The sequence below is a fragment of the Alteromonas pelagimontana genome, from assembly GCF_002499975.2.
In the GTDB taxonomy this organism is placed as follows: domain Bacteria; phylum Pseudomonadota; class Gammaproteobacteria; order Enterobacterales; family Alteromonadaceae; genus Alteromonas; species Alteromonas pelagimontana.
The window spans coordinates 229778-252908 of the sequence record NZ_CP052766.1 but is presented as its reverse complement, the minus strand read 5'-3'; the positions used below and the strand labels follow the sequence as shown (position 1 = coordinate 252908).

17 protein-coding genes are annotated in these 23131 nt (G+C 46.5%); 7 read left to right on the top strand and 10 right to left on the bottom strand.

Going from position 1 to position 23131, the window contains the following annotated elements; translation table 11 throughout:
* Window positions 1-22: 22 nt before the first annotated feature.
* Window positions 23-1255 carry a glycosyltransferase gene (locus CA267_RS01140; RefSeq protein WP_075609176.1) on the bottom strand — a complete coding sequence of 411 codons (1233 nt, stop codon included), beginning with the start codon at window positions 1253-1255 and terminating at the stop codon, window positions 23-25.
* Window positions 1256-1698: 443 nt separating this feature from the next.
* Between CA267_RS01140 and CA267_RS01135 the strand changes: the two genes are divergently transcribed.
* Window positions 1699-2544: an HDOD domain-containing protein gene (locus CA267_RS01135; protein ID WP_075609177.1), complete on the top strand. Its 846-nt coding sequence runs from the start codon at window positions 1699-1701 to the stop codon at window positions 2542-2544.
* A gap of 19 nt (window positions 2545-2563) precedes the next feature.
* Here the strand turns inward: CA267_RS01135 and CA267_RS01130 are convergent, their stop codons facing one another.
* Window positions 2564-3379, bottom strand: coding sequence for an acyl-CoA thioesterase (locus tag CA267_RS01130; protein ID WP_075609178.1), 816 nt, complete (start codon window positions 3377-3379; stop codon window positions 2564-2566).
* Between the two features lie 261 nt (window positions 3380-3640).
* Between CA267_RS01130 and CA267_RS01125 the strand changes: the two genes are divergently transcribed.
* A complete protein-coding gene (locus CA267_RS01125) occupies window positions 3641-4465 on the top strand; it encodes an alpha/beta fold hydrolase (protein ID WP_075609179.1) in 825 nt (274 codons plus the stop codon).
* On the opposite strand, the gene glgC is transcribed toward CA267_RS01125, so the two are convergent.
* Window positions 4462-5739, bottom strand: a complete 1278-nt coding sequence (glgC, locus tag CA267_RS01120) for a glucose-1-phosphate adenylyltransferase (RefSeq protein WP_075609180.1) — start codon at window positions 5737-5739, stop codon at window positions 4462-4464. The genes CA267_RS01125 and glgC overlap by 4 nt on opposite strands.
* Window positions 5740-6511: 772 nt before the next feature.
* On the opposite strand from glgC, the gene CA267_RS01115 reads away from it, so the two are divergent.
* The gene (locus CA267_RS01115; RefSeq protein ID WP_075609181.1) at window positions 6512-7045 is read left to right on the top strand and encodes an SRPBCC family protein; all 534 of its coding nucleotides are present in this window, start codon (window positions 6512-6514) and stop codon (window positions 7043-7045) included.
* 62 nt (window positions 7046-7107) lie between these two features.
* Here CA267_RS01115 and CA267_RS01110 read toward each other — a convergent pair whose 3' ends face one another.
* From CA267_RS01110 to CA267_RS01085, 6 genes are all read right to left on the bottom strand, one after another.
* On the bottom strand, window positions 7108-8013 hold the full coding sequence (locus tag CA267_RS01110; protein ID WP_075609182.1) for a hydroxymethylglutaryl-CoA lyase: 906 nt from the start codon (window positions 8011-8013) through the stop codon (window positions 7108-7110).
* Entirely contained in the window at window positions 8006-10018 is a 2013-nt protein-coding gene (locus CA267_RS01105; RefSeq protein WP_075609183.1) for an acetyl/propionyl/methylcrotonyl-CoA carboxylase subunit alpha, read from the bottom strand. The genes CA267_RS01110 and CA267_RS01105 overlap by 8 nt, the downstream gene beginning before the upstream one ends.
* Window positions 10015-10815: an enoyl-CoA hydratase/isomerase family protein gene (locus tag CA267_RS01100; RefSeq protein WP_075609184.1), complete on the bottom strand. Its 801-nt coding sequence runs from the start codon at window positions 10813-10815 to the stop codon at window positions 10015-10017. The genes CA267_RS01105 and CA267_RS01100 overlap by 4 nt, the downstream gene beginning before the upstream one ends.
* Before the next feature lie 15 nt (window positions 10816-10830).
* The gene (locus CA267_RS01095) at window positions 10831-12438 is read right to left on the bottom strand and encodes a carboxyl transferase domain-containing protein (protein WP_075609185.1); all 1608 of its coding nucleotides are present in this window, start codon (window positions 12436-12438) and stop codon (window positions 10831-10833) included.
* Between the two features lie 66 nt (window positions 12439-12504).
* On the bottom strand, window positions 12505-13674 hold the full coding sequence (locus CA267_RS01090) for an isovaleryl-CoA dehydrogenase (protein WP_075609186.1): 1170 nt from the start codon (window positions 13672-13674) through the stop codon (window positions 12505-12507).
* Window positions 13671-14078, bottom strand: coding sequence for a MerR family transcriptional regulator (locus CA267_RS01085; protein WP_075609187.1), 408 nt, complete (start codon window positions 14076-14078; stop codon window positions 13671-13673). Before CA267_RS01085 ends, CA267_RS01090 begins: the two co-directional genes overlap by 4 nt.
* A 264-nt stretch (window positions 14079-14342) precedes the next feature.
* Between CA267_RS01085 and CA267_RS01080 the strand changes: the two genes are divergently transcribed.
* The 4 genes from CA267_RS01080 to CA267_RS01065 all read left to right on the top strand — a co-directional run bounded on the left by CA267_RS01080 (window position 14343) and on the right by CA267_RS01065 (window position 21365).
* Complete coding sequence (locus tag CA267_RS01080; RefSeq protein ID WP_075609188.1) at window positions 14343-15518, top strand: thiolase family protein; 1176 nt, start codon at window positions 14343-14345, stop codon at window positions 15516-15518.
* A 420-nt stretch (window positions 15519-15938) separates the two neighbouring features.
* Window positions 15939-19091 (top strand): S8 family serine peptidase, encoded by a 3153-nt coding sequence (locus tag CA267_RS01075; protein WP_075609189.1) that lies wholly within the window; start codon window positions 15939-15941, stop codon window positions 19089-19091.
* Window positions 19092-19148: 57 nt separating this feature from the next.
* Window positions 19149-19667: a PEP-CTERM sorting domain-containing protein gene (locus CA267_RS01070; protein WP_075609190.1), complete on the top strand. Its 519-nt coding sequence runs from the start codon at window positions 19149-19151 to the stop codon at window positions 19665-19667.
* A 285-nt stretch (window positions 19668-19952) separates the two neighbouring features.
* Window positions 19953-21365 (top strand): diguanylate cyclase, encoded by a 1413-nt coding sequence (locus tag CA267_RS01065; RefSeq protein ID WP_232367581.1) that lies wholly within the window; start codon window positions 19953-19955, stop codon window positions 21363-21365.
* A gap of 24 nt (window positions 21366-21389) precedes the next feature.
* Here the strand turns inward: CA267_RS01065 and CA267_RS01060 are convergent, their stop codons facing one another.
* Window positions 21390-23045, bottom strand: coding sequence for a DUF342 domain-containing protein (locus tag CA267_RS01060; RefSeq protein WP_075609191.1), 1656 nt, complete (start codon window positions 23043-23045; stop codon window positions 21390-21392).
* Window positions 23046-23131: the final 86 nt, after the last annotated feature.

Below are 23131 nucleotides of genomic sequence, written 5' to 3'. Positions count from 1 at the left end.
TTGTAAAAACCAGATATTTTGTTCAGCTATTTTTATTCTTTTCTTCAATCCATTGTGACATGTACTGACAGCTTCGTAATGTGTGATGCCAAAGCATGGCTTGCAAAAAGAGCGAACCGCGATGAGCAGAGAGCTGTGAATATACGCATTCCACTGCGGCGACTAGATGATGCTGATTTGACGTTAAATTGAACTGTTTGTGGATTAAAGAAAAGCCACGCTGTTGGCAAGCTTGCCAATGACTTTCATCGGTATATAACGTTAACGCCGCCTGCGCAAACCGAGTAGTATCGCTATCTATTATCAGCCCCGGCCACTGTTCAGCGGTACCAATTCCTTCGGCTCCAATGGATGTGGTAACGCTGGGCGTGCCTAACGCCATCGCCTGAATAAGCTTACCTTTTACCCCCGCGCCGTATCGTAACGGCGCAAGCATAATTCGGGCGTTGGAAATGGCTTCTGCAGCACTATCTGTCCAGCCTTTGACCAGGAATCCGCTTTTTTCATCGTGCAGCGCCGTGGCTTTTTTGGGTGGATAGGCACCAAAGATAGAAAGCGTCGCTTCAGGCAGCATTTTGCGGATCAGCGGCCAAATGTGCTGCTTTAGCTGCAGTACAGCATCCCAGTTGGGGCCGTGGCGAAAGTTACCTATAGTCATAAATCCTTTACGAGCTGCAAAATCAGGAACCTCCCGCTGCGGAATATCCATTAGTAAAGGCAGCTGTAACAATTGATGCGAGGGCACCTGATAATGATTAATCAGCAAATCATACTCAATGGGGGAGATAATTAAACTCAAATCGCTGCGTAGTACTGCCGCTATCTCACGTTGTGCAAGGGGCGTATTAAGTGATGCATGACAAGCAGGTTTTCCGGCTTTTACTGCTTCATATCGAGCCTGGCGCAGACTATGTAAATCTTCAGTATTAAGTACCAGCATGGCGTCAGGACAATTTTCGCGCACCCGCCAGGAAAACTGCTCTTCGGTCATAAAGCGGTCAAAAATCACTACATTCGGTTGTAAAGAAGCGATAGTTACATCAAACGAAGAACAATTAAGATTCACTGAAAGAAACGTAATATCAGCATCTGTTGGAGTGGTGTGAATGCTTTCGTTGGCGGCACACAAGAAAGTTACGCGCCAGCCTTGCTCCACAAACGCGCCTAGTAAACCTTGCATGTTCTGCCCTGCAGCGGATGAATTTGGCTCTGGCCAGACAGCCCCTATAATGACCAGGTTTTTTGTGTCAGACATAATAGTTGAATGCGTTGACCTTTCATGAATGTTTGCAACTGCGAGTAAATTAGTGATACAAGGCAGAATGAAAATAGCGGCGCTATTCTACATGAATGGGCAAAAGTGCAGTAGTTCTATCTTATTCGACCCATTCTTCGCCGTGATATCTTTATTTATGCGACGATAGATGTGGTGGCAATTATTTGCTTTCTCACAAATTCTTGGACGTCAATAGCAAATTAACGAAGTGTGCATTAAGAAAGCTAAGAGCGCGTTATCGACAGGGAAGTAGACTGCACTATCATATAACCTTGACCGCGCGAGCTTTTTCAGGAAAATGCGCGTTATTAACTGGCAGTTGTCTGACAAATAGCCTATATCTAAATCAGGGACGAAGTTCAACGCAGGGAGGAGGCGTATGTGATCCGTTGAGGGGTAGGATTACTTCAGGAGTTTTGATAATGAACGTGCAAGAGCTAGCCGAAAAGGCATGTGAACTATTTGTATTACCCGAGGCGGTCACACGCTTAAAAGAATGTCTGGATGACAATGCAGCAAGCATGGATGACATAGCCGAAATTATTGCTTTCGATCCCGCGCTTGCTGCACAGATATTAAAAGTCGCAAACAGCGCGCTTTATCGATTTCCCAACAGAATCGAAACTATCAGTAAAGCGCTACAGGTTATCGGTACCCGATCAGCCTACGATCTTGCGCTTGCCTACGGTGTCACTCATGCATTTAGTGAAGTGGAAGGGAAGGTGATTGATCTTGATAAGTTTTGGGAACAAAGTGTAAGTTGTGGCCTTCTTGCAAAGTATTTTGCCGAACAGATGCGTGTTCGCGAACCTGAACGGCTTTTTGTGGCTGGACTGCTTCATAATGTGGGCGAATTAATTATGGTTTCGGTGGCACCGGAAAAAGCGAAGCGTTGCCAGGCATTCAATACCCGGGTCAGCCCCGCCGATCTGCAAAAGGCTATAGTAGGTTTTACCTATGCAGACCTTTCTGCAGCGATGATAAGAAAATGGCAGATTCCGGAGTGCATTGCTGCACCCATTGCGAACATACACAATACCCACGAACCCGCGCAAGAGGTTGAATCACAGATATTACAACTAAGTTACGTATTGGCACTGGACAATGTAAATCCGGAAGTTTATCCAGGCTATAATAATCTCAAACCACATTTACATGAGTCGCTATCATTGGAACGCGACGATTTGGAAGATGCGCTGGATATCACTAATTTGCAATGCATCAGCGTGATCTCTCTGTTTAATCCCAGCGCCTTTATGTTGTATTAATACCAAGATTCTACTCACGCTAATCAAATACCGCCACGGTTTGTCGACTTAGCGCAATTACTTCATTATTTTTATCCCAAATGGTCGCCTCTGTGTGACCATATCCATCTGCTGCTTGTCGAGTATGGGCCTGGTAGGCAAACCAGTCAGTTCCTTCAAATACTCGGTGAGGATAAATGAATTCCAAATTCCAGCTAACCGTGCTGGCTGGCGCAGGCCAACGTAGTAGTTGCAGTATAGCGGGAGGCCAGGCATCAATCATGGTAATGACGTGGGCATCCGTGATGGCGGCAGGCGGTTTGGTGAAGCGCATAAAACCGTGATAGTGAGTGTCTTTTTTGCCGGTAAAGGGAATGCCACCCGACTGAATACAAAGATCAAAATGCTGCAAAAATTTAGGGGTAACCTTAGGAATTTGGGGAATAAAGCGGGCTTTTTCTGGTAGCGGCATTTGATGAGTATCGGTATTAGAAACCTTGATTTTTGATTGGCGAACCTGCCCAAAACAGGCTTGGCAAAAGACGCAGACTTTGCCGTTCTGGATGGCTTCACCCGTTATCTGAGTGACATTTTTGCCTTGGCGGAGCAGAGTTACCGTTATTGAAAAACTGACTTCGGGTAATAGGGGACCGATGAAATTAGTCGTTAAGGAGCGCAGTAGCCGATCTTCATCTACCTGTTGACGAATAGCGCTGTACACCATACCTGCTGAAATTCCGCCGAAAATGGTGCGTCCCTGAGTCCAGCTTTTAGGAAGGACAAGATCATTCACTCGCCATTGCGCATCAGTTACCTGTTCGGCCTGAGGGAGAGTTAAAAGTTCATCAACGGTCATTGTCGTTTTTCTTCTGGTCAGATGAGTTGGTAAAAGGTATCCTACCTTACTTATTCTGGCGCGCCAACATTGATATTTTATTAATCCTGCTGAGATCTTCGCCAAACTGATGACTTATTGGCCTCAGACGTGTCTAGCGTTTGGCAGACACTCCTCTGCTCCTTGACTGGAATTTTGGGACGGGAAATAGCAGCATTAAAATTACGATACACGTTTTACGCTCAACTCTTGTTAACCATGCTCAGGATTTGCCCACTACCAATGAATCATGAACAACCGCTGACTCTACATTTTGCTCATGCAAACGGCTTTCCGGCAGCCAGTTACCAAACCCTGTTTCAACAACTTCCCAAAGAGTGGAAGATACTGAGTGTGCCGCAATTTGGTCATTCTTCCCGTTTTCCTGTTGCTGCGAACTGGCAACATCAGGTTACCGAGCTTATTGATTATGTGGCGAACCACGCCGACGATAGTGAACCGGTTTTTGCTGTGGGACATTCATTTGGTGCAGTCATTTCTTTCATGGCTGCGTGTGAAGCGCCATCATTGTTTAAAGGGGTAATTATGCTCGATCCGCCCCTTGTTACAGGAGCATACAGCTGGCTACTAAAACTACTAAAACACACACCGTTAATCGACAAGATAACGCCCGCGGCGCTGAGTCAAAACCGTCGCAGAAAGTGGCAGAAGGATACAGACTTAGTCGCATACTTCCAGGCCAAAGGATTGTTTAAGAACATGGACAGACGATGTGTGGAAGACTACGTTCAGGGTGTGATGAAAGAAAGGAATGGACACTGGGAACTTGGTTTCAATGTTGATGTGGAAACCGCTATTTTTCGGCATGTGCCGCATAATCTGAAACGCTATGCGGGTAAATTGCAGTGTCCTGCCTTATTAGTCACCGGACAAGACACTGCTGTTTGTGTTCCCCCGCAGCGTAATTCATTTATTCGAGCAAATAAACTTACGCATCAAGAGGTGCAGGGCGGTCATATGTTTCCCTTAGAATACCCTGATATTGTGGCCAGTGTAATTTCTTCTACGCTTGGCGAATGGCAATATGAACAGCGTAAAAAATGTTAACCCGTAGTACTTAGTCCTCCCACTGGCTGCCCTAACATCTCTCGGGTAACCAGCACTACACCTTTATCAGATACCCTGAATCCTCTGGCGCGGTCGTCATCATGATTGTGACCGATTACCATGCCTTCGGGGACGGTGCATCCGCGGTCAATAATTACCTTGCGGAGTTTACAATGACGCATAATTTCCACATCCGGTAAAATGACGGCTTCTTCAATTGTGCCATAGGAATGTACCCGGACGTTGGAAAAGCACAAGCTGCGCCGCAACGTTGAACCAGAAATAATGCAGCCGCCGGAAACCACCGAGTTAATGGCTTCGCCCCGTCTGTCGTGATCTTCCCAGACAAACTTAGCTGGCGGTAATTGTTCCTGATATGTCCAGATGGGCCACTTCTGATCGTAAAGATTCAGTTGGGGAACGGGTGAAACCATTTCCATGTTGGCTTCCCAAAAAGAATCGATGGTGCCGACATCTCGCCAGTAAGCGTTTCCGCCAGTGCTATGTTCAAACGGAAACGCGTATACCTCGTGATCCTGAATAATAGAAGGAATAATGTCTTTGCCGAAATCCCGTTGCGATCCGCTTGTTTCAGCATCTTTACACAACTGATCGAACAGAAACTGCGTATCAAAAACGTAATTGCCCATAGAAGCCAGACAACGGGTAGCATCATTGGGTAAGGGCGTTGGATTCGCTGGCTTTTCTTCAAAACCAAGAATTCGATAATCTTCATTAACCGACATTACACCAAAAGCGCCGGCAGCTTCTTCAATAGGCACAGACATGCACGACACCGTCATTTTTGCACCAGTCTCAACATGATGCGCCAACATGTTACCGTAATCCATCCGGTAGATATGGTCGCCCGATAAAATCATGACGTACTTGGGTAGCTCATCCCGAATAATGTCAATATTCTGAAATACAGCATCGGCGGTACCTTCATACCAGTTATCTGAAAATCGCTGAGAGGCCGGCAGTATTTCGATCGACTCACCTAACTCCTTTTTGAAATGCCCCCAGCCACGAACCAGATGGCGAATTAACGAGTGGGACTTATATTGCGTGACAACGCCTATCCGGCGGATGCCGGAATTGATACAATTTGAAAGCGGGAAATCGATGATACGAAACTTGCCACCAAAATAAAGCGCAGGTTTGGCACGCCAGTTCGTCAGTTCATGCAAACGTGACCCTTTACCTCCCGCCAAAATTAACGCGTAGGTATCGCGGGTCAGATTACTGATATAGCGTGAACTGTTGTCTGCCATACAATTGTTCTCCATGTGATAAGACACGATACGGCTGTGCCGGAAAGATAATCCTGATACGCTTCAACTGATGACAAAGTTCGTTACAAACGTATAACTTCATATTACACAAGAAAAAATTTTAAGCTAGATAAGGATGTTATATCACCAGGCGCTCAAGGTGAGAGCATGAGTGAGTAAAACTTTATCGACAGTAGAAATAAATAACAGTTTATTAGCCGAAACGCTTTAAAATCATCCGTGCTGGCTCTGCTGGTTCATCCCTGCTCCAGCTAAGAATTATTCACTTATTGATCAATAACTATTCGTAATTTTACCTTGACCAGACGCTACTTCACCGGGAAGGTAATATATTTGGCGGCATTCAGGAGCCGTTGTAAAAAGCGCTGTTCTAAACATACAAGCCTGTTGCGTTATGGTTTAAAGACGCAATCAACAGGAGCGGTAACAACTTCCCTTACCAACAAACACCAAATCAAATCAGGGATCTAAATATTGTTCCAAAATAGGAGTCACAACGAGGACACCATTCAGAGCATGCTGTAAATCGTTCCTTGAGCGCTCAGCCGCAGCCTCCATGCTGTTGCACAGCGCCTGTTGCACAGCGCCAGCAAAGGGTTATGAATGATACCTTCGTTTTGGCTGTTCATGTGTAGCACACTTACGAACAGCTATTTAGCGTGTTTTAAAATTATTTCGTTCATTGCTGCTAATTGTTAATTAAATGTTATATTTACAGGGTCTTCTTACATCTTTATCTATGGGGTCGGGCATGAGAATGCTAAAAAAGCTAATCTATGGGCTGCTTGGGCTATTCGTTATTTTTCTCGTTATCGGTTTAATGTTGCCAACTCAGTACGAAGTTCAACGCAGTATTATAATTGATGCAGAGCCTGAAGCCATTTATCCCAATGTGGTGAATTTACGGGCCTGGCCGCAGTGGGGGGTATGGTTTATCAGAGACCCTAATATGCAAATCACATATAGTGGCCCTGATCGCGCCATTGGCATGCAATCAACATGGCTAAGTGAAGTTCAGGGGAACGGTGAAGTTGAAATTGTGCAACTTGAACATAATAAACGGGTTGTTTATCAATTACGGTTTGTTAAAAAGAATATCGGGTCTACTGGACAAGTAACCCTGGAATTGAAACCCGAAGGCACCCGCGTGACCTGGACCGACAGTGGCAAAGTTAGCGATAATCCTATGGATCGTTACGCAGCTCTCATGATGGACGATATATTAGGGCCAGACATTGAAATGGGGCTGGAAAATCTTAAAACGGTGGTAGAAAATAGTGGCTAGGAGCCGCCACCAGAAAGGTTAAGTGTGCCAATTTACTACCTCATTTGCCTTTCCAGCTTATGTTATTTTGCTAACAGTGCTTGTGCTGCCTTAGACGCAGGTGGGCGGCCAATGATGCTACTGATAGTTTTACTGGCTTCAAGAAGCTTGGACAATTTTATGCCAGTACGGATTCCCATGCCATCTAACATATACACCACATCTTCAGTGGCAACATTGCCACTGGCTCCTTTAGCATAGGGGCAGCCGCCAAGACCTGCAATAGCCGAATCGATGTTACGGATACCGTAGCGAAGCGCTATTACCAGATTCGCTAAGGCCTGACCGTAGGTGTCATGAAAATGTGCAGCTACAACATCGACAGGTATACGATGTAAAACAGCGTCCAACATCTTGGCTGTTTTCACCGGCGTACCTTTGCCAATTGTGTCGCCTAAAGAAACCTCATAGCAGCCCATTTCCATTAAGGCATGGCTGACTTCAGCGACTGCCGCAGGGGAGATCTCTCCTTCGTACGGGCAGCCCAATACACAGGATACATAACCTCTAACCGGAATGTTAGCGCGGTTTGCGGCTTCCATAACCGGCTCAAACCGCTGTAAACTCTCTGCAATAGAACAATTTATGTTCTTTTGCGAAAAAGTCTCCGATGCAGCGCCAAACACGGCAACTTCGTCTGCGCCAGCTTCCATAGCTGCTTCAAATCCTTTCAGGTTCGGCGTCAGCGCAGAATAGGTAACGCCTGGCTGACGATGTAGGCGGGCAAAAACAGTGCCTGAGTCGGCCATTTGTGGCACCCACCGTGGGGACACAAAACTGCCGGTTTCAACACGTTTTATACCGGCGGTGGTAAGCTGATGTACAAGATTCACTTTCTGCGCAGTGGTGACTTTAGCCTTCTCGTTTTGCAGACCATCTCGCGGCCCCACTTCTATAATACTGACAGCATCAGGATAAGCGTTATTCATCTGCTTTAAACTCCAATAATGCGGCACCGCCATCTACCAGTTCTCCGGCGGTGAAAAAGAATTCTACAACTCTACCGTCTTTTGGTGCAGTAATATTGTGCTCCATTTTCATTGCTTCCATCACCATCAACGCCGTACCTTTTTTAACTGGTTCGCCGACTGCTACCATTAACTGAACTATGGTGCCATTCATGGGCGCTGAAAAGTCTGCCGGGCCGGTCTCTTGATTGTCCTGACCATAATCGGGCAAAACATGGGTAAAACGGCAGGTTCCCTGCTCGTTATAAAGCGCAAAATGTTGCTCCTGCTGTGACCAGTGAAATTGCTGTTTGTGACCATCTATAGAAGCATACAGACCGTGTGCGTCTACATCGCCGCTCACTTTCCATGTGTGGTTTTGGTAACGAACTTCCCAGCTAGGGACAATGGCCGGCGAAAAATACCGGTTCTCTCGGTTTACTGTTAAAACAAAATTTTCGCCAGCGTATAACAAGGTTAATTGCTGGTGATGCAATTCGTTCGCCCGCCACGAGGAGGGAATGGCCCAGGGAGAAGCTGGATCTCCGGCATTTAAGCGACAAACTTGCTGTTGCTTTAACAACAAGAGCAACGCCATGGCTGGTAAAATGTTCTCAGGCTCTGGTCGGTCAGAAACAAACAGCTCATCCTGATGTTTTTCAATAAAAGTGGTGATCAGCTTCGCCTCATGGAAGGCGCGATTGGAAGCCAAAGTATAAAGAAATTCGATATTGGTGGTGACACCGTCTATATGGTAACTGCGAAGGGCGCGGCGTAATCTCGCTAACGCTTTATCTCGATCGGTGTCCCATACCACCAACTTGGCAATCATAGGATCGTAGTAAACAGAAACGCTATCGCCTTCGAGTACACCGGTATCTACACGAACGTGGCGGTTTTCTGCAGGCGGCTGCAACAAATTGAGCTTACCCGTAGCGGGGAGAAAGTCATTTTCCGGATCTTCAGCATAGATCCGTGCTTCAAATGCATGACCGGAATACGAAAGATCGTCTTGGAGTTTAGGCAAGGGTTCGCCGTTGGCGACCTGTATCTGCCAGGCAACCAAATCTTCCCCGGTGATCATTTCGGTAACGGGATGTTCAACCTGCAAGCGGGTGTTCATTTCCATAAAATAGAAACTGCCGTCGCGGTCCAGTAGAAATTCGACTGTTCCCGCACCCACATAGTTTATGGCCTGAGCCGCCTTCAATGCGGCTTCACCCATCGTTTTCCGCAGATTATCACCCATGCCCGGGGCAGGGGCTTCTTCAATGACTTTCTGGTGACGTCGCTGCACCGAGCAGTCCCGCTCAAACAGATATACGCCGTTGCCGAGACTATCGCAGAAGATCTGGAATTCTACGTGCCGGGGCTGGGTAAGATACTTTTCTACCAGCATCACATCATCGCCAAAGCTTGCGATAGCTTCTCGCTTGGCGGCAGCAAGAGCGGCAGAAAAGTCCTCGGCTTTCCATACTTGTCTCATGCCTTTACCACCACCACCGGCAGCAGCTTTAAGTAACACCGGATAACCCATTTCATCTGCTGCTGCTTTAAGCACCCTTTCTGCTTGTTCATCGCCATGATAACCCGGTACCAAAGGTACGCCTGCAGATGCCATTATTTGTTTCGCTGCCGATTTAGAGCCCATTGCGGTAATAGCCGCGGGAGGAGGGCCAATAAAAATAATATTATTATCAGCACATGCGGTCGCAAAAGCGGCATTTTCTGAGAGGAAGCCATAACCCGGATGTATGGCATCGACATTAAGTTTTTTGGCAGCATTAATAATGCGATCAGCAACAAGATAACTGTCTTTTGATGCTGACCCGCCAATATGAATGGCTTCATCAGCCATGGAAACATGTAGTGCGTGGCTATCCGCATCGGAATATACCGCGACCGTTAAAATGCCAAGTTTACGCGCAGTTTTGATGACCCGACAGGCAATTTCTCCGCGGTTGGCTATCAGAATTTTGCGGATCATGATTTCTCCTGCCAAGCCGCTGGCCGCTTGTCAAAAAAGGCGTGTAAGCCTTCCTGGCCTTCTTCTGACACACGGATTTTTGCAATCATTTTGCTGGTGCGCTGCATTAGTTCCGGTTTCACCGTTTGGTGGGCCACCTGACGCACAAGATCTTTTGCTTTTGCCACGGCAACTGGTCCGTTGGATAGCAAGTGGCTGAGCAATCCCTCTATTGTTGAATCAAGCTCTTCTTCGGTCACAGCTTCACTTAACAGCCCCAGCCGCCGGGCTCTTATGGCGGAAAAAACTTCTGCCGTCTGGAAATAGCGTCGGCAAATGCGCGAACCCATGGCTTCTACTACATAAGGACTGATGGTGGCAGGTATAAGCCCGATTTTAACTTCGCTCAAACAAAACTTGCTGAGCTTACTACCCACAGCCATATCACAACATGCGATCAGGCCTACCGCTCCGCCAAAAGCGGCACCTTGTACGCGTGCTATGGTCGGCTTAGGCAGCGTATTGAGCGTTTGCAGCATAATCGCCAGGGCCATGGCATCGCGTTCATTTTCTTCAACGCTGTAATTCGCCATACGCTGCATCCAGCGTAAATCGCCGCCGGCGCTAAAACTTTTGCCGTTAGCTTTTAGCACTACCGCACGTACAGCGTTATCTTCTGCCGCCTGAGTAAAAAGTGTAGTCAGGGTGGCAATCATGGTGTCGTCAAAGGCGTTATGTTTGTCTGGCCGGTTAAGGGTGATAGATGCCACACCCCGCGAATCGACGTGATAAAGAATGTCCTGATTGTCTGATGTCATAGTAATTTTTGCCCCTTACATTCTAAAGATGCCAAACTGTGTATCTTCTATGGGTTTATTTAACGCTGCTGACAATGACAGCCCTAACACCATACGCGTGTCAGCCGGATCGATAACGCCATCGTCCCAAAGCCGGGCGGAGGCGTAATACGGATGCCCCTGTGCTTCGTAAGTGTCAATGATCGGCTGCTTGAAAGATTTTTCCTCCTCCTGTGACCAACTTTCGTTAGCACGCTCCTTTTGATCCCGCTTTACCTGAGCGAGCACGCCGGCGGCTTGTTCGCCCCCCATTACCGAAATTCGGGCATTGGGCCACATGAATAAGAAGCGGGGATCGTAGGCGCGCCCACACATGCCATAATTACCGGCACCGAAACTACCACCAATTAATACTGTCAGCTTAGGCACTTTTGCACAGGCAACGGCGGTCACCATTTTGGCACCATGTTTGGCGATACCGCTGGCTTCGTACTGTTTGCCTACCATGAAACCGGTGATATTCTGCAGGAAGACAAGAGGGATTTTTCGCTTAGCGCACAGTTCAATAAAGTGTGCGCCCTTTAATGCGCTTTCACCAAAAAGAATCCCATTATTGGCAATAATGCCTACTGGATATCCAAAAATTCGAGCGAAACCGCAAATCAATGTGGTGCCGTACAGCGGTTTGAATTCATCCAGCTCAGAGCCATCAACAATGCGAGCGATGATTTCTCTTACATCAAATGATTGGCGGCTATCTTTGGGAATAATCCCGTAAATTTCCCTCGGATCATACAGCGGCTCCACTGGCGCCTTGCAGTCAAGATAAATACTTTTAGTACGGTTCAGCCTGGCTACCGCATTTCGCGCCATCTTCAGAGCGTGGTGATCATTATTAGCCAGCTGATCCGCCACGCCTGAAGTTCGGGTATGAACATCGCCGCCGCCTAGTTCTTCGGCACTGACAACTTCGCCGGTTGCAGCTTTCACCAGCGGTGGGCCGCCCAGAAAAATAGTTCCTTGTTCTTTTACGATTATACTTTCGTCAGCCATGGCGGGTACATAAGCGCCCCCTGCGGTACAGGAGCCCATTACCACCGCTATCTGTGGAATATTTTTAGCCGACATGTTGGCTTGATTGAAAAAGATACGGCCGAAGTGCTCTTTGTCTGGAAAAACATCGTCCTGGCGGGGAAGGTTAGCGCCTCCAGAATCGACCAGGTAAATGCAGGGCAGGTGATTTTCATCAGCAATGGTTTGTGCCCGCAGGTGCTTTTTAACCGTAAGCGGGTAGTAGGTACCGCCTTTTACTGTGGCATCGTTTGCCACAATCATACATTCTACGTCTGCAACTCTGCCGATACCCGCTATAACACCAGCGCTAGGTACATAATCGTCGTAAACCTCCCAGGCAGCTAGCTGGCTGATCTCCAGAAACGGAGAACCGTCATCAAGTAAGGCGTTAATGCGATCTCTGGGCAGCAGTTTTCCTCTGGCGACATGTCGTTCTGCGGCTTTTTCTCCACCGCCTGACTTAATCTGGTTAATTTTTTCCAGCAGATCATCCACCTGCTTTTGCATATGTTCGGCATTAGTAGCGAAGCTATCAGACTTGGTATTAACTGAAGTACGTAGAACGGGCACGGCCCCTCCTTATATGGCGAATAAAGTTGCCAGTCTTTACCGGCAACGTCAGTGTAAGAGGTGGAGTTATTCTGATTCTTTAAATAACTCGCGGCCAATAAGCATACGGCGGATTTCTGATGTTCCTGCGCCAATTTCATATAGCTTGGCATCGCGCAGCAACCTCCCGGTAGGATACTCATTAATATAGCCGTTGCCGCCAAGCAACTGAATAGCGTCCAGGGCCATTTTAGTGGCCAGTTCGGCAGAATAGAGAATGGCGCCGGCGGCATCTTTGCGTGTTGTTTCGCCGCGGTCGCACGCTTTTGCGACAGTGTAGACATAAGCGCGAGCGGCGTTCATCTGCGTATACATATCTGCTACTTTCCCTTGCACCAGCTGGAACTGTCCGATTGATTGACCGAATTGTTCCCGATCATGGATATAAGGAATGACGGCATCCATGCAGGCTTGCATAATGCCAAGCGGGCCGCCTGAAAGCACCAGACGCTCATAGTCCAGACCACTCATTAACACTTTTACGCCATCCCCCTCTTTGCCCAAGATGTTTTCAGCAGGAACTTCACAGTTTTCAAAAACCAGTTCGCAAGTATTGGAAGAGCGCATACCTAGCTTATCCAGCTTTTGCGCATGGCTGAATCCAGGAGAGTCTTTTTCTACAATAAAGGCGGTGATGCCTTTATGTCCCGCTGAAGGAGCGGTCTTGGCATAAATAACAAACGTGTGAGCATCAGGACCATTGGTGATCCACATTTTATTGCCGTTAAGAATGTACTTGTCGCCGCGCTTATCGGCTTTTAATTTCATACTTACAACGTCTGAGCCAGCGTTGGGCTCGCTCATCGCCAGTGCACCGATATGCTCACCAGAGACCAGCTTAGGCAGGTACTTCTCTTTTTGCGCGTCATTGCCGTTGCGATGAATTTGATTCACACATAAGTTGGAATGTGCACCATAACTAAGACCAATGCCAGCTGACGCCCGGCTGACTTCTTCCATCGCCACTGTATGGGCGAGATATCCCATTGCTGCACCCCCATACTGCTCTGCAACAGTCACGCCAAGCAACCCCATTTCGCCCAGCTTAGGCCACAGTTCATTGGGAAAGCTGTTGGCATCATCTGCCTTTTCGGCCAAGGGAGCAATTTCGCTTTTTGCGAACTGGTAAACATGGTCGCGAAGCATATCAATGTCTTCGCCCAGATTAAAATTAAGTGTAGGGTAGCGGGTGTTCATGCAATGTTTCCTCTTTTAATTTCTGCCAACTCTTCCCGACAGCGCGCTTCCACCTCATCCAGCTCACTCATTAACATTTGGATATCTTCCAATTGCTGCTTAAGAATGGCGCGTTTGTGCTGGGTCAATTCGAGCATAGTTTCAAGTTGCACGGCAGAATTTGGATTTATGTCATACAGTTTAAACAGGTTTTTCACTTCAGCCAGTGAGAAGCCTAACCTCTTACCACGCAAAATTAGCTTTAACCTGACGCGGTCTTTGTTAAAGTAAATCCTGTTCTGTCCCGTACGTTTAGGGCAGAGTAGACCTTGTTCTTCATAAAACCTGATAGAGCGTGGCGTAATATCGTAATCGCGCGAAAGTTCGCCGATGGTATAGGTTTGTTCTTGGTTGTGGTCATTCATTACACAATACCTTGTCTTTACACCTGTAGTTACCTGAGCCGTTCCCCGAACTGGCGAAGTTGCTTTAAGCCAAATAGGTGCGCATAGCCACGAAAATAGAACGGGTTTACGTTAACGTAAATATAGATTAACGTTAAGGTAAGGTAACGCCTTGCTAACGTCAAGCCTCCGTTATCTATCCGTTAAAAAATTGTGGCGTAATTGTTGGGCGCGCAGTAAAAATTACGCGGTGTAAATGAAATTTCAATTATAGAGGCAACAAACATGAGCAATGAATCAGTAGTAATTGTAGCGGCAAAGCGCACGCCTATGGGCGGATTCAACGGTAGTCTCGCCGCGCTTTCAGCCACAGACCTTGGCGCCGAAGCAATTAAAGCCACCTGTGCCAACTTTGATGTAACCCATATCGACGAAGTGATTATGGGTTGCGTTTTACCTGCGGGACTAGGACAGGCACCAGCGCGCCAGGCAGCGTTAAAGGCGGAGTTACCATTAAGTGCAGGTGTAACATCCATTAATAAGGTCTGCGGTTCGGGTCTTAAAGCAGTAATGTTAGCTCATGATTTGATCAAAGCCGGAAGCGCAGATGTGGTTGTCGCAGGTGGAATGGAAAGTATGAGCAACGCGCCATATCTTCTACCGAAAGCACGCACTGGTTATCGCATGGGCCATGGGCAGGTGCTGGACCACATGATGCTGGATGGGTTGGAAAACGCGTATGACGGTAAAGCGATGGGGTGTTTTGCGCAAGCTACGGCTGATGATGAAGGCATTACACGAGGGCAGATGGATGAATTTGCCATGTCTTCATTATCAAAAGCAAATGAAGCAATTAATTCAGGAAAATTTAAAGACGAAATAGTGGCGGTGAAAATTACGGATCGAAAAGGCGAGGTAGTGGTGGATACCGATGAAGGTCCCCGCTCAGCCAAACCAGAAAAAATCCCATCGTTACGGCCGGCATTTAAAAAAGATGGTACTGTCACTGCGGCTAACTCCAGTTCCATATCTGATGGCGCAGCAGCGTTATTGGTGATGAGCGAAGCCAAAGCAAAGAAATTGGGGTTAACACCGTTAGCCAAAGTGGTAGCACATGCTACCAATGCCATTAAGCCTGAAGATTTCACAGTGGCGCCAGTTGGAGCAATGGAAAAAGTGTTCCAAAAAGCGGGGTGGACTAAAGATGAGGTGGATTTATTTGAAATTAATGAAGCCTTTGCCATGGTAACCATGCTAGCTATTCGTAAGCTGGGTCTTGATGATAAGAAAGTGAACATTAAAGGCGGAGCTTGTGCATTAGGGCACCCAATTGGTGCATCCGGCGCACGCATTCTGGTGACTTTACTTTATGCTTTGAAACAACAAGGACTGAAAAAGGGAATTGCGTCTTTATGTATCGGTGGCGGTGAAGGGGTCGCCCTTGCTATAGAAATGCTTTAGCGGCCATAAATGCCTGCGGACATGAGTTTGCAGGCGCTTTTTCTGTTAGTTGGCGGTACCATTTTCACTGCAGCAGTTTTTCCTCTTTTCTCGTTTTTTACTGTCAAAATAATTTACAACTCTTCAATAAGTTGATCTCTCCTCCAGCTACTCCTGCTGTTAAAACAAATGGTTGCATGCGTGGATTAAATCTTGCTAGATTGGATTCTTAGTAGTGATGTATATCATTTCATTAACTTCACTGCTAACCATCAAAGGTCAACAGGCCCTTGTTATTAATAATAAGAAAGTAAATAAATCCGCAAAGCGAATTCCACATTAAAAGTTTCAGTATTTTAATGTCGAAAACAGGTGGGAAAAAGCCACAAATCGAGGTTTTTGAAAGCCGACTACTATAAAAAGTGTCAATGGGAGACGCAAATGACATTTAAGAAAAATCTCTTGGGAACCATGGTCTCTATGGCTGTTGCAGCCACTTTTGTACCTTCAACGGTTTCTGCACAGCAAGTTAGTGTACAGAATCCTGACAGTTTGAAAGTTGTTGGACCTGTAGCTCCTGCTAAAAAAGGAAGCGGTGTTTACATCGTGCAACTTAAGCAGGCCCCAGGTGTTACCTACGCAGAAAAAATCGGTGAATTGATTCCTAGCAACCAACAAGTTGCTAATAAAGGAAATCAATATCAAGCAAGCTCAAAGAAAATGCGCGAATATGTTGCGCAATTAAAAAAACGTCAAAAGGAAGTTGCGAATACCATCGGGCAGGTGGATGTTCTTCACAATTATGTTCATGCGTTCAACGGTTTCTCGGCCAAAATGTCCAAGAAACAGGCGGAAAAGTTGCGGTCTAATTCTGCAGTTATTGGGGTGTGGGAAGATGAGGCGGTACAGGTAAACACCGCTAATACTCCGGAATTTCTTGGTCTGACAGGCCCCAACGGTCAGCACACCTTAGGTATCAAAGGCGATGATGTCATTGTCGGTGTTCTGGATACGGGCATTACTCCGGAAAATCCGAGTTTTGCCGACGACGGTACTTATAGCGATCCCAGTGAGTTGGGCTGGAATGGTGCCTGCGACGCTGGTGTAGAAGAAGATGAAGGTACGTTTGAATGTAACAACAAACTTATCGGCGCTCGCTACTTTAACGAAACATTTAAATCAGTCTATGACCTTCAACTGGAACTAGGCGAAATCGAATCACCGCGAGATTCCGATGGCCATGGTAGCCATACTGCCAGCACCGCGGCGGGTAACGAAGATGTTACAGCGGTTATGAACGGCACTGAAATAGCCACTATTACTGGCATTGCTCCACGCGCACGTATCGCCATGTATAAGGTGTGCTGGAATTCAGATTACACCACGCCTGAAGGTGCAGAGGAAAGAGGCTGCTTCTACGGTGACAGCATGGCTGCTATCGATCAGGCTGTTGAAGATGGCGTGGACGTACTTAACTATTCTATTGGCGGCAGTTTAACTGACCTGACCGTGCCTTCTACCTCAGCTATGCTGCGTGCAGCGCAAGCCGGAGTATTTGTATCGGTTTCTGCAGGTAACGATGGCCCAGCAACCCAGACGATTGGCACACCTGCGCCGTGGGTAACCACTGTCGCTGCGTCTACCTATGAAGGCACCAGTGTTACCAATGCACTGGAGGTTACTTCACGTGAACCTAAAGATCGGTACGCTTTTGTAGAAGGTTCGATTACCGAGCCGTTATTAGAAACCGGTCCGGTAGAAGGTGAACTGGTAATTGCCGAGCCTCTTCGAGCATGTTACGAAGAAGCGGGCGCTCCTACTCCACTTGATAACGCTGAGGAAATTGAAGGTAAAATTGCGCTCATTCAACGGGGTGACTGTGATTTCACCGAAAAGGTCACCCGTGCACTGGAATCGGGTGCAGAAGCGGTAGTTATCTACACCGTTGAAGGCAATCCTGTTACTTCTCTGGGCGGAACCTTCGTGGGTGGTATTCCTGGTGGGATGATTTCAGACGTTGCGGGTGATGCGTTGTATGCAGCAATCACTGGTGGCGAAGAAGTCACTGTTAGATTAAGTGCTTCTATTTTCATTCCGCAGCAGGAAAACGGCAATATTATGGCTGATTTTTCATCTCGTGGACCTAATGCGTCTACCACAGATTTAATTAAGCCTGATATTACTGCACCTGGTGTGCGCATTCTTGCTGCAACGTCATCAACGCCGATGTTTGGGGTTGACGGTGAGCAGGTAGCGTATCTAAGTGGTACATCAATGTCTTCTCCGCATATTGCGGGTTTGGGCGCTTTGTTGATTGATCAACATCCAGATTGGACACCCGCACAGGTTCGCTCTGCCTTAATGACCACTGCGTATCAGGGTGTAACTAAAGAAGACAGTACCACACCAGCAGATCCGTTTGATTTTGGTGCAGGTCATGCGGCGCCTGTTTCCGCTATGTCTCCTGGCCTGACATATAATGCCGGATACTTTGATTATATGGCGTTTATGTGTGGTCTGGGTGAAAGCGATTTTGTGCTAGCGGAGTCCAGTTTCAGTTGTTCTGATTACGAGAGTTCAGGTTTCTCACTTGATCCTACTCAATTGAATTATCCGTCTATTTCCATTGGCGAATTACAGTCTGAGGAAACGGTTTTCCGTACACTTACAGATGTATCAGGCGCTGGTGGTGACTACGCGGTAACGCTGGAAGGTCTTGATACTTTAGATGTCACTGTTAATACCTATGATGGTGAAGGTGCGTTGACTGAATCAGACAGTCTGGTTGTCTCTCCGGGTGGTACAGCGTCGTTCGGTATCACGTTTAATAAAATGGATGCAACCGTTACTGGAGAGTGGATATTCGGTGCCATCACCTTAACTAACACTGATGGCACTGTTGTGCGCAGTCCTATTGCCGTAATGCCAGTAGCTGATGTGAAGATGGATGTGCCTGAGTCGTTGTCACTTGATCTTACTCGTGGGCGTGCTGTCTTCCCGGTGCAAATGTTGTACTCGGGCCGTACCAGCCTTGATTACACCGGCTTGGTAGCGCCGTTTGTCGAGTCGGATACCGTTAGCAATCCTACTACATCATTTGAATTCCTCGGGCAGGGAACTACCTATTCTGCGTTCCTTGTTCCTGAAGGAACAAAGGTGGCGCGCTTTAGCTTAAGGGATTCATTAGTGTCGGTACCAGGAGCGGATCTGGATCTGTACGTGTATCGCTGTATTGCATCATCATGTACCCAGGTTGGCACTTCCTTGAACGGTGGTTCAAATGAAGATGTTATTTTAACCAATCCGGCACCCGCTGCTAACGGTCCAGCAGGTAACTTTTATATCGCTATGACTCATGCCTATTCAATACCAGGTGCTGAGTCTATCGATTTTGATATGCCAGTATGGATTGCAGATCAAGCCCAATCCACTACTCGCATTTCTATGTCCAGCCGTGCAATCGAAGGTCGTTACAATGATGTTCGCATTATCACGAACGGGCTGCAGGAAGATACGCTGTATATGGGTGCAGTGACTTTCTATGATGAAAATGGTGTTGCTCAAGGTACAACAGTACTGGAAGTACAACCGTAAAACAAAAACTAGGGGCGCTGAGCGCCCCGTCTTGAAATACACATTAAGGGAAAATAAATGAAATCGTTAAAGCGTCTATGTAGTGCAGCAGTATTAATGAGTTGTTCTTTATTATTTGCAACTTCTTCCAACGCCGCAATTATCAACCAATCCATTATTGTTGAAGGCAGCGTGAAGGTGGGCCAGATTACAATGAATTTGGATGATTCGTTGTTAAATACTGGTCTAGTCAGTAGCTATGATACTGACGACTTCTCGCTGGTAGGGTTATCGATTCTGGGAAATTCGCTTTTAGAATTTTTCGATTTTGAAGCCATTATCGATACTGCTAATGTTGCAGCAGGTTTGGAGTTTCTATATTTTGATGTATTGGAAACTATTTATGATGACAACTGGAGTTACCAGTTAACGTATGACAAGTATAACCCAGAGTCCAATTTCCTGGATGTTTTTGACTCCTTTAATCTTCCGATGATTGTTTCTAACGATATCCAGTTAGTAGTGCCTGAACCTTCTGTTTTCGCATTATTTGTAGTGGCGATGGGCTTTATGGTATCTCGCCGTCGTAGTGCATAAGAGATGTTAACCTTTTGGTAATTCCCGGTAAGCCCCTCCTCCAAAGAGGGGCTTTTTTATGAGTAAGGCGTAATCTATCCTTAAATTAATACGGATTAGTATCAATCATGTGCTTGTCGTAAACGCCGGCCCGTGAAGGAATTTTTTCTAAAGGTTTCCTTTATCTGTATAACAAACGGTTCAATTAAAACCTATACCTGTGCAAGCGGGTCTTAGTTTGCATTTACTTACTGTAAAAGAGATACTGCTACATCGTAATTAGTGTGGGTAATCAGGAATTTGCGTTTGTTATTGTGTAAGTCGAAAGACGTCTTCACATTCTTTTTAATTCTGCTTGGAACAGCGATATCGTCGCCCAGAGTATTAGCAGAAGATGTTACATATTGCGTAGATCCCAACTGGATGCCTTACGAAGCTGTTCGTAATGGCAAGCACATTGGAATATCGGCAGATTATCTAAAGCTTGTTGCCGAAATAACAGGCTATAATTTTGTTTTGGTGCCTACAGAGAACTGGGACCAAACCCTTGCCTATGTAGAATCTGGTACTTGTATGGTCGCTGCCATGATGAATAGCAGCCCGTCTCGCCGCCGTTTTCTTGTTTTTTCACAACCCTATTTTGAAGCGCCCAACGTATTGGTCGCTCGTGATGATACTTCTATTTTGCAAGGATACGCGGGAATAGGCGATCGTTTACTTGGGGTAGTGAGCGGCTATCGCCATGCTGAATATCTAGCCCGTTATTATCCTGGTATCAATGTCGAATACGTGGAATCGGAAAGTGATGGATTAAACAAACTTGCCAGCGGTGAGATAGACGTAATGGTGGGTGCTTTACTTAGCATTAATGCCGCTATTATCAGTAGAGATTATAAAAAATTTGCTATTGTTGGTTATGCAGAACCTTACGACTCTCTTCGCTTCGGCGTGAATAAGCAGTATGCGTTTCTGATCCCCAAGCTCAACAGCGCAATTAGCGCCATTCCGGAATCTCGGCAAGTAGATATTTATAAACGCTGGAATAATGTCCGTGTTATCTCAAAAAGTGATTACAGCCTGCTAATAGCGGTATTAATTATCAGTATCATGTTTATAGGTATGCTGATATGGCGAAGACGGATAGCAGAGCAGTGTCGTCGCCAAATTATTCAAAAAAACGAAGAAATTGAAACGCTGCAGTTATCATTGCTGGACAAAAACCGCACGCTCGAATTTCTCTCTACCCATGATTTAGTCACCGGCCTCTACAACCGTAACTATATCATGCACAAAGCAGAAGAAGAGATATCCCGATTCCAGCGCTTTCATTCGCCGGCTAGTTTAATAGTCGTTGAATTGGTAAGCTCTGCCTCGCCAGCTCGCGCGCAGGCGCGTCATGATAAAGATGAAGTATTAAAAGCAGTTGCATCAGCATGTCTGAATTCAGTGCGAGAAGTAGATATTGCGGCCCGGTTGGTTTCAGAACAATTTATTATTTTATGCCCTCAAACCGAAATAAATGCGGCCAAAGTGCTTGCTGACAGGCTATTGGCTGCAATTCCCAAGCAGGTAGAAGCGCTCGATACTACCTTGCAGGTAGCAATAGGCATTGCTGCACTTAAAGAAAGCCAACACTTTCCTGAATGGTATGATGATGCCTGCAGAGCGCTGTACCAGGCTCGACGACACGGTTGTCATAAAGCCTGCACATCGGGGTAACCGGGCTACACAACCAGACAGCACCTACACAATAGGCTGGTAGTGCCATTGGTGCCCTTCATATTTTACTGCTGAGCGGTCGTACTCTCGCTCCGAGCGCCAGCTGCGATTGTTCAGTTTGACGGACACACCTGCGTATAAACGCTTATTCGCGACCAATTTAATGTCTCTTTGATAACTGTCTTTTGCTTGCTTCATTTCCAACGCTTTCATTTCTATCCAGTGGAGTAGCGCGGTTTCGTTTTTATATAGCTCCAGTGCGTCTTCTACTTTCTGGTGTAATTCTGACGGCACTAATTTCTGCTTAATCAAGTCTATTTTTTCTTTATGACGGATATTATTTTCCCGTAGATGGCGAAGCAACTCATCAAGGGTGTCTTTTCGTTCAAGAAGCAAATTAAAACCGGGGCTAAAATCTATTTTCAGGGTACTGCCTGATACGGCGCCTAAAGTACCTGCTGTAACAGCGGCTTGACTGACAATATCACAGGCAAACAAATTGCCCTGAGGATTATCAATTTGCCCTACAGTCACAGAACCGCCGCAACGTAACCGACTGTAAGCGAGCTGCCTGCCGATAGTAATGTTGCCTGAACATTGAATATCGATTCCCTGACCGTGTTGAACATGGATGCTCCCTGTCGCAATGAGTTGGCAACTATAATTTGATGCGTTGTCATTCACTTTTCCCATTGCGCCCTCGGTAATAATAATATCACCCCCGGATTCAATACGAGCAGATTCAACAAAGCCGTTTATCGTTACGTCGCCGCTGGCCTTTATCAACATTTTTTCAGTGACATCGCCATTTACCAATACCGCTCCATCGTAGGTTACATGGCCAGTGCCGACATTTACACCACTACAAATGTAGGTATCGTCGACATTCATCACCATATCCTGATACTTTGGCATTCCCGAGATGGTCGATATCAGAAGATTAGGATTGGAACTACTCACTGCTGTGCCGTTGCCCATTTTAAAATCCAGCCATTCGCCGTCACGAGCTTCCAGCACATTTCCTCGTACATCGTAGCCATTACGACCTTTGCCGGGCGGCATTCGTTTAAGTACTTCTGCATTAACTTTAACGCATATCACTTCACCCAAATTACGCATATCAACGCGGCTACCATCGCTGACTTGTGGCCGAAGTACTCTTTCAAGCGCATTGGGAACTAAAGGAACAAAGCGGGAGTTTCGCCCGTTGCGGGGCGGTAGTCCTTTGGCAATTTCACCTTCTACCATTTCTCCGGGTTCAGCGTCTTTCGCTTTAATTAACAGGTTTTCAATCCGCTTCAGCCCGATCCCCCGTTTGATTTTATTCTCAAGCGCCATGTTTCGGATATTAGTCGCGGAGGGTAATAGACCGCCATACGGGGCAGTTAGTATGAGCCTCACACTCAGGGCATCTTCGGCTATTTTAAATTCCACTTCAGCATTGCGACGTTCACCAATTCTTTCTTTGACAGGTGTGTTATCTTTGATTTTGAAGTGATGATTGGCTTTGTCACACGCTGATTTGAGCGAACCTTGCGAGATATACAGCTTCTCAAATTCGCCAGATAGCAACTCAGCATGAATTGCCTTAACGTCGACTTCCTTTTCAAATGCAGCAGGTTCGAGCGTTATATCAACGTAATTACGAGAATCATCAAAAGAAATGGTTACGCCTATCATCACTACTTCCATATCGGCTTATTAGTATTGGTATATACAGGTATCGGCAAGCTACCGAGGCACCTTTAACGCTTACTCTATAGTGT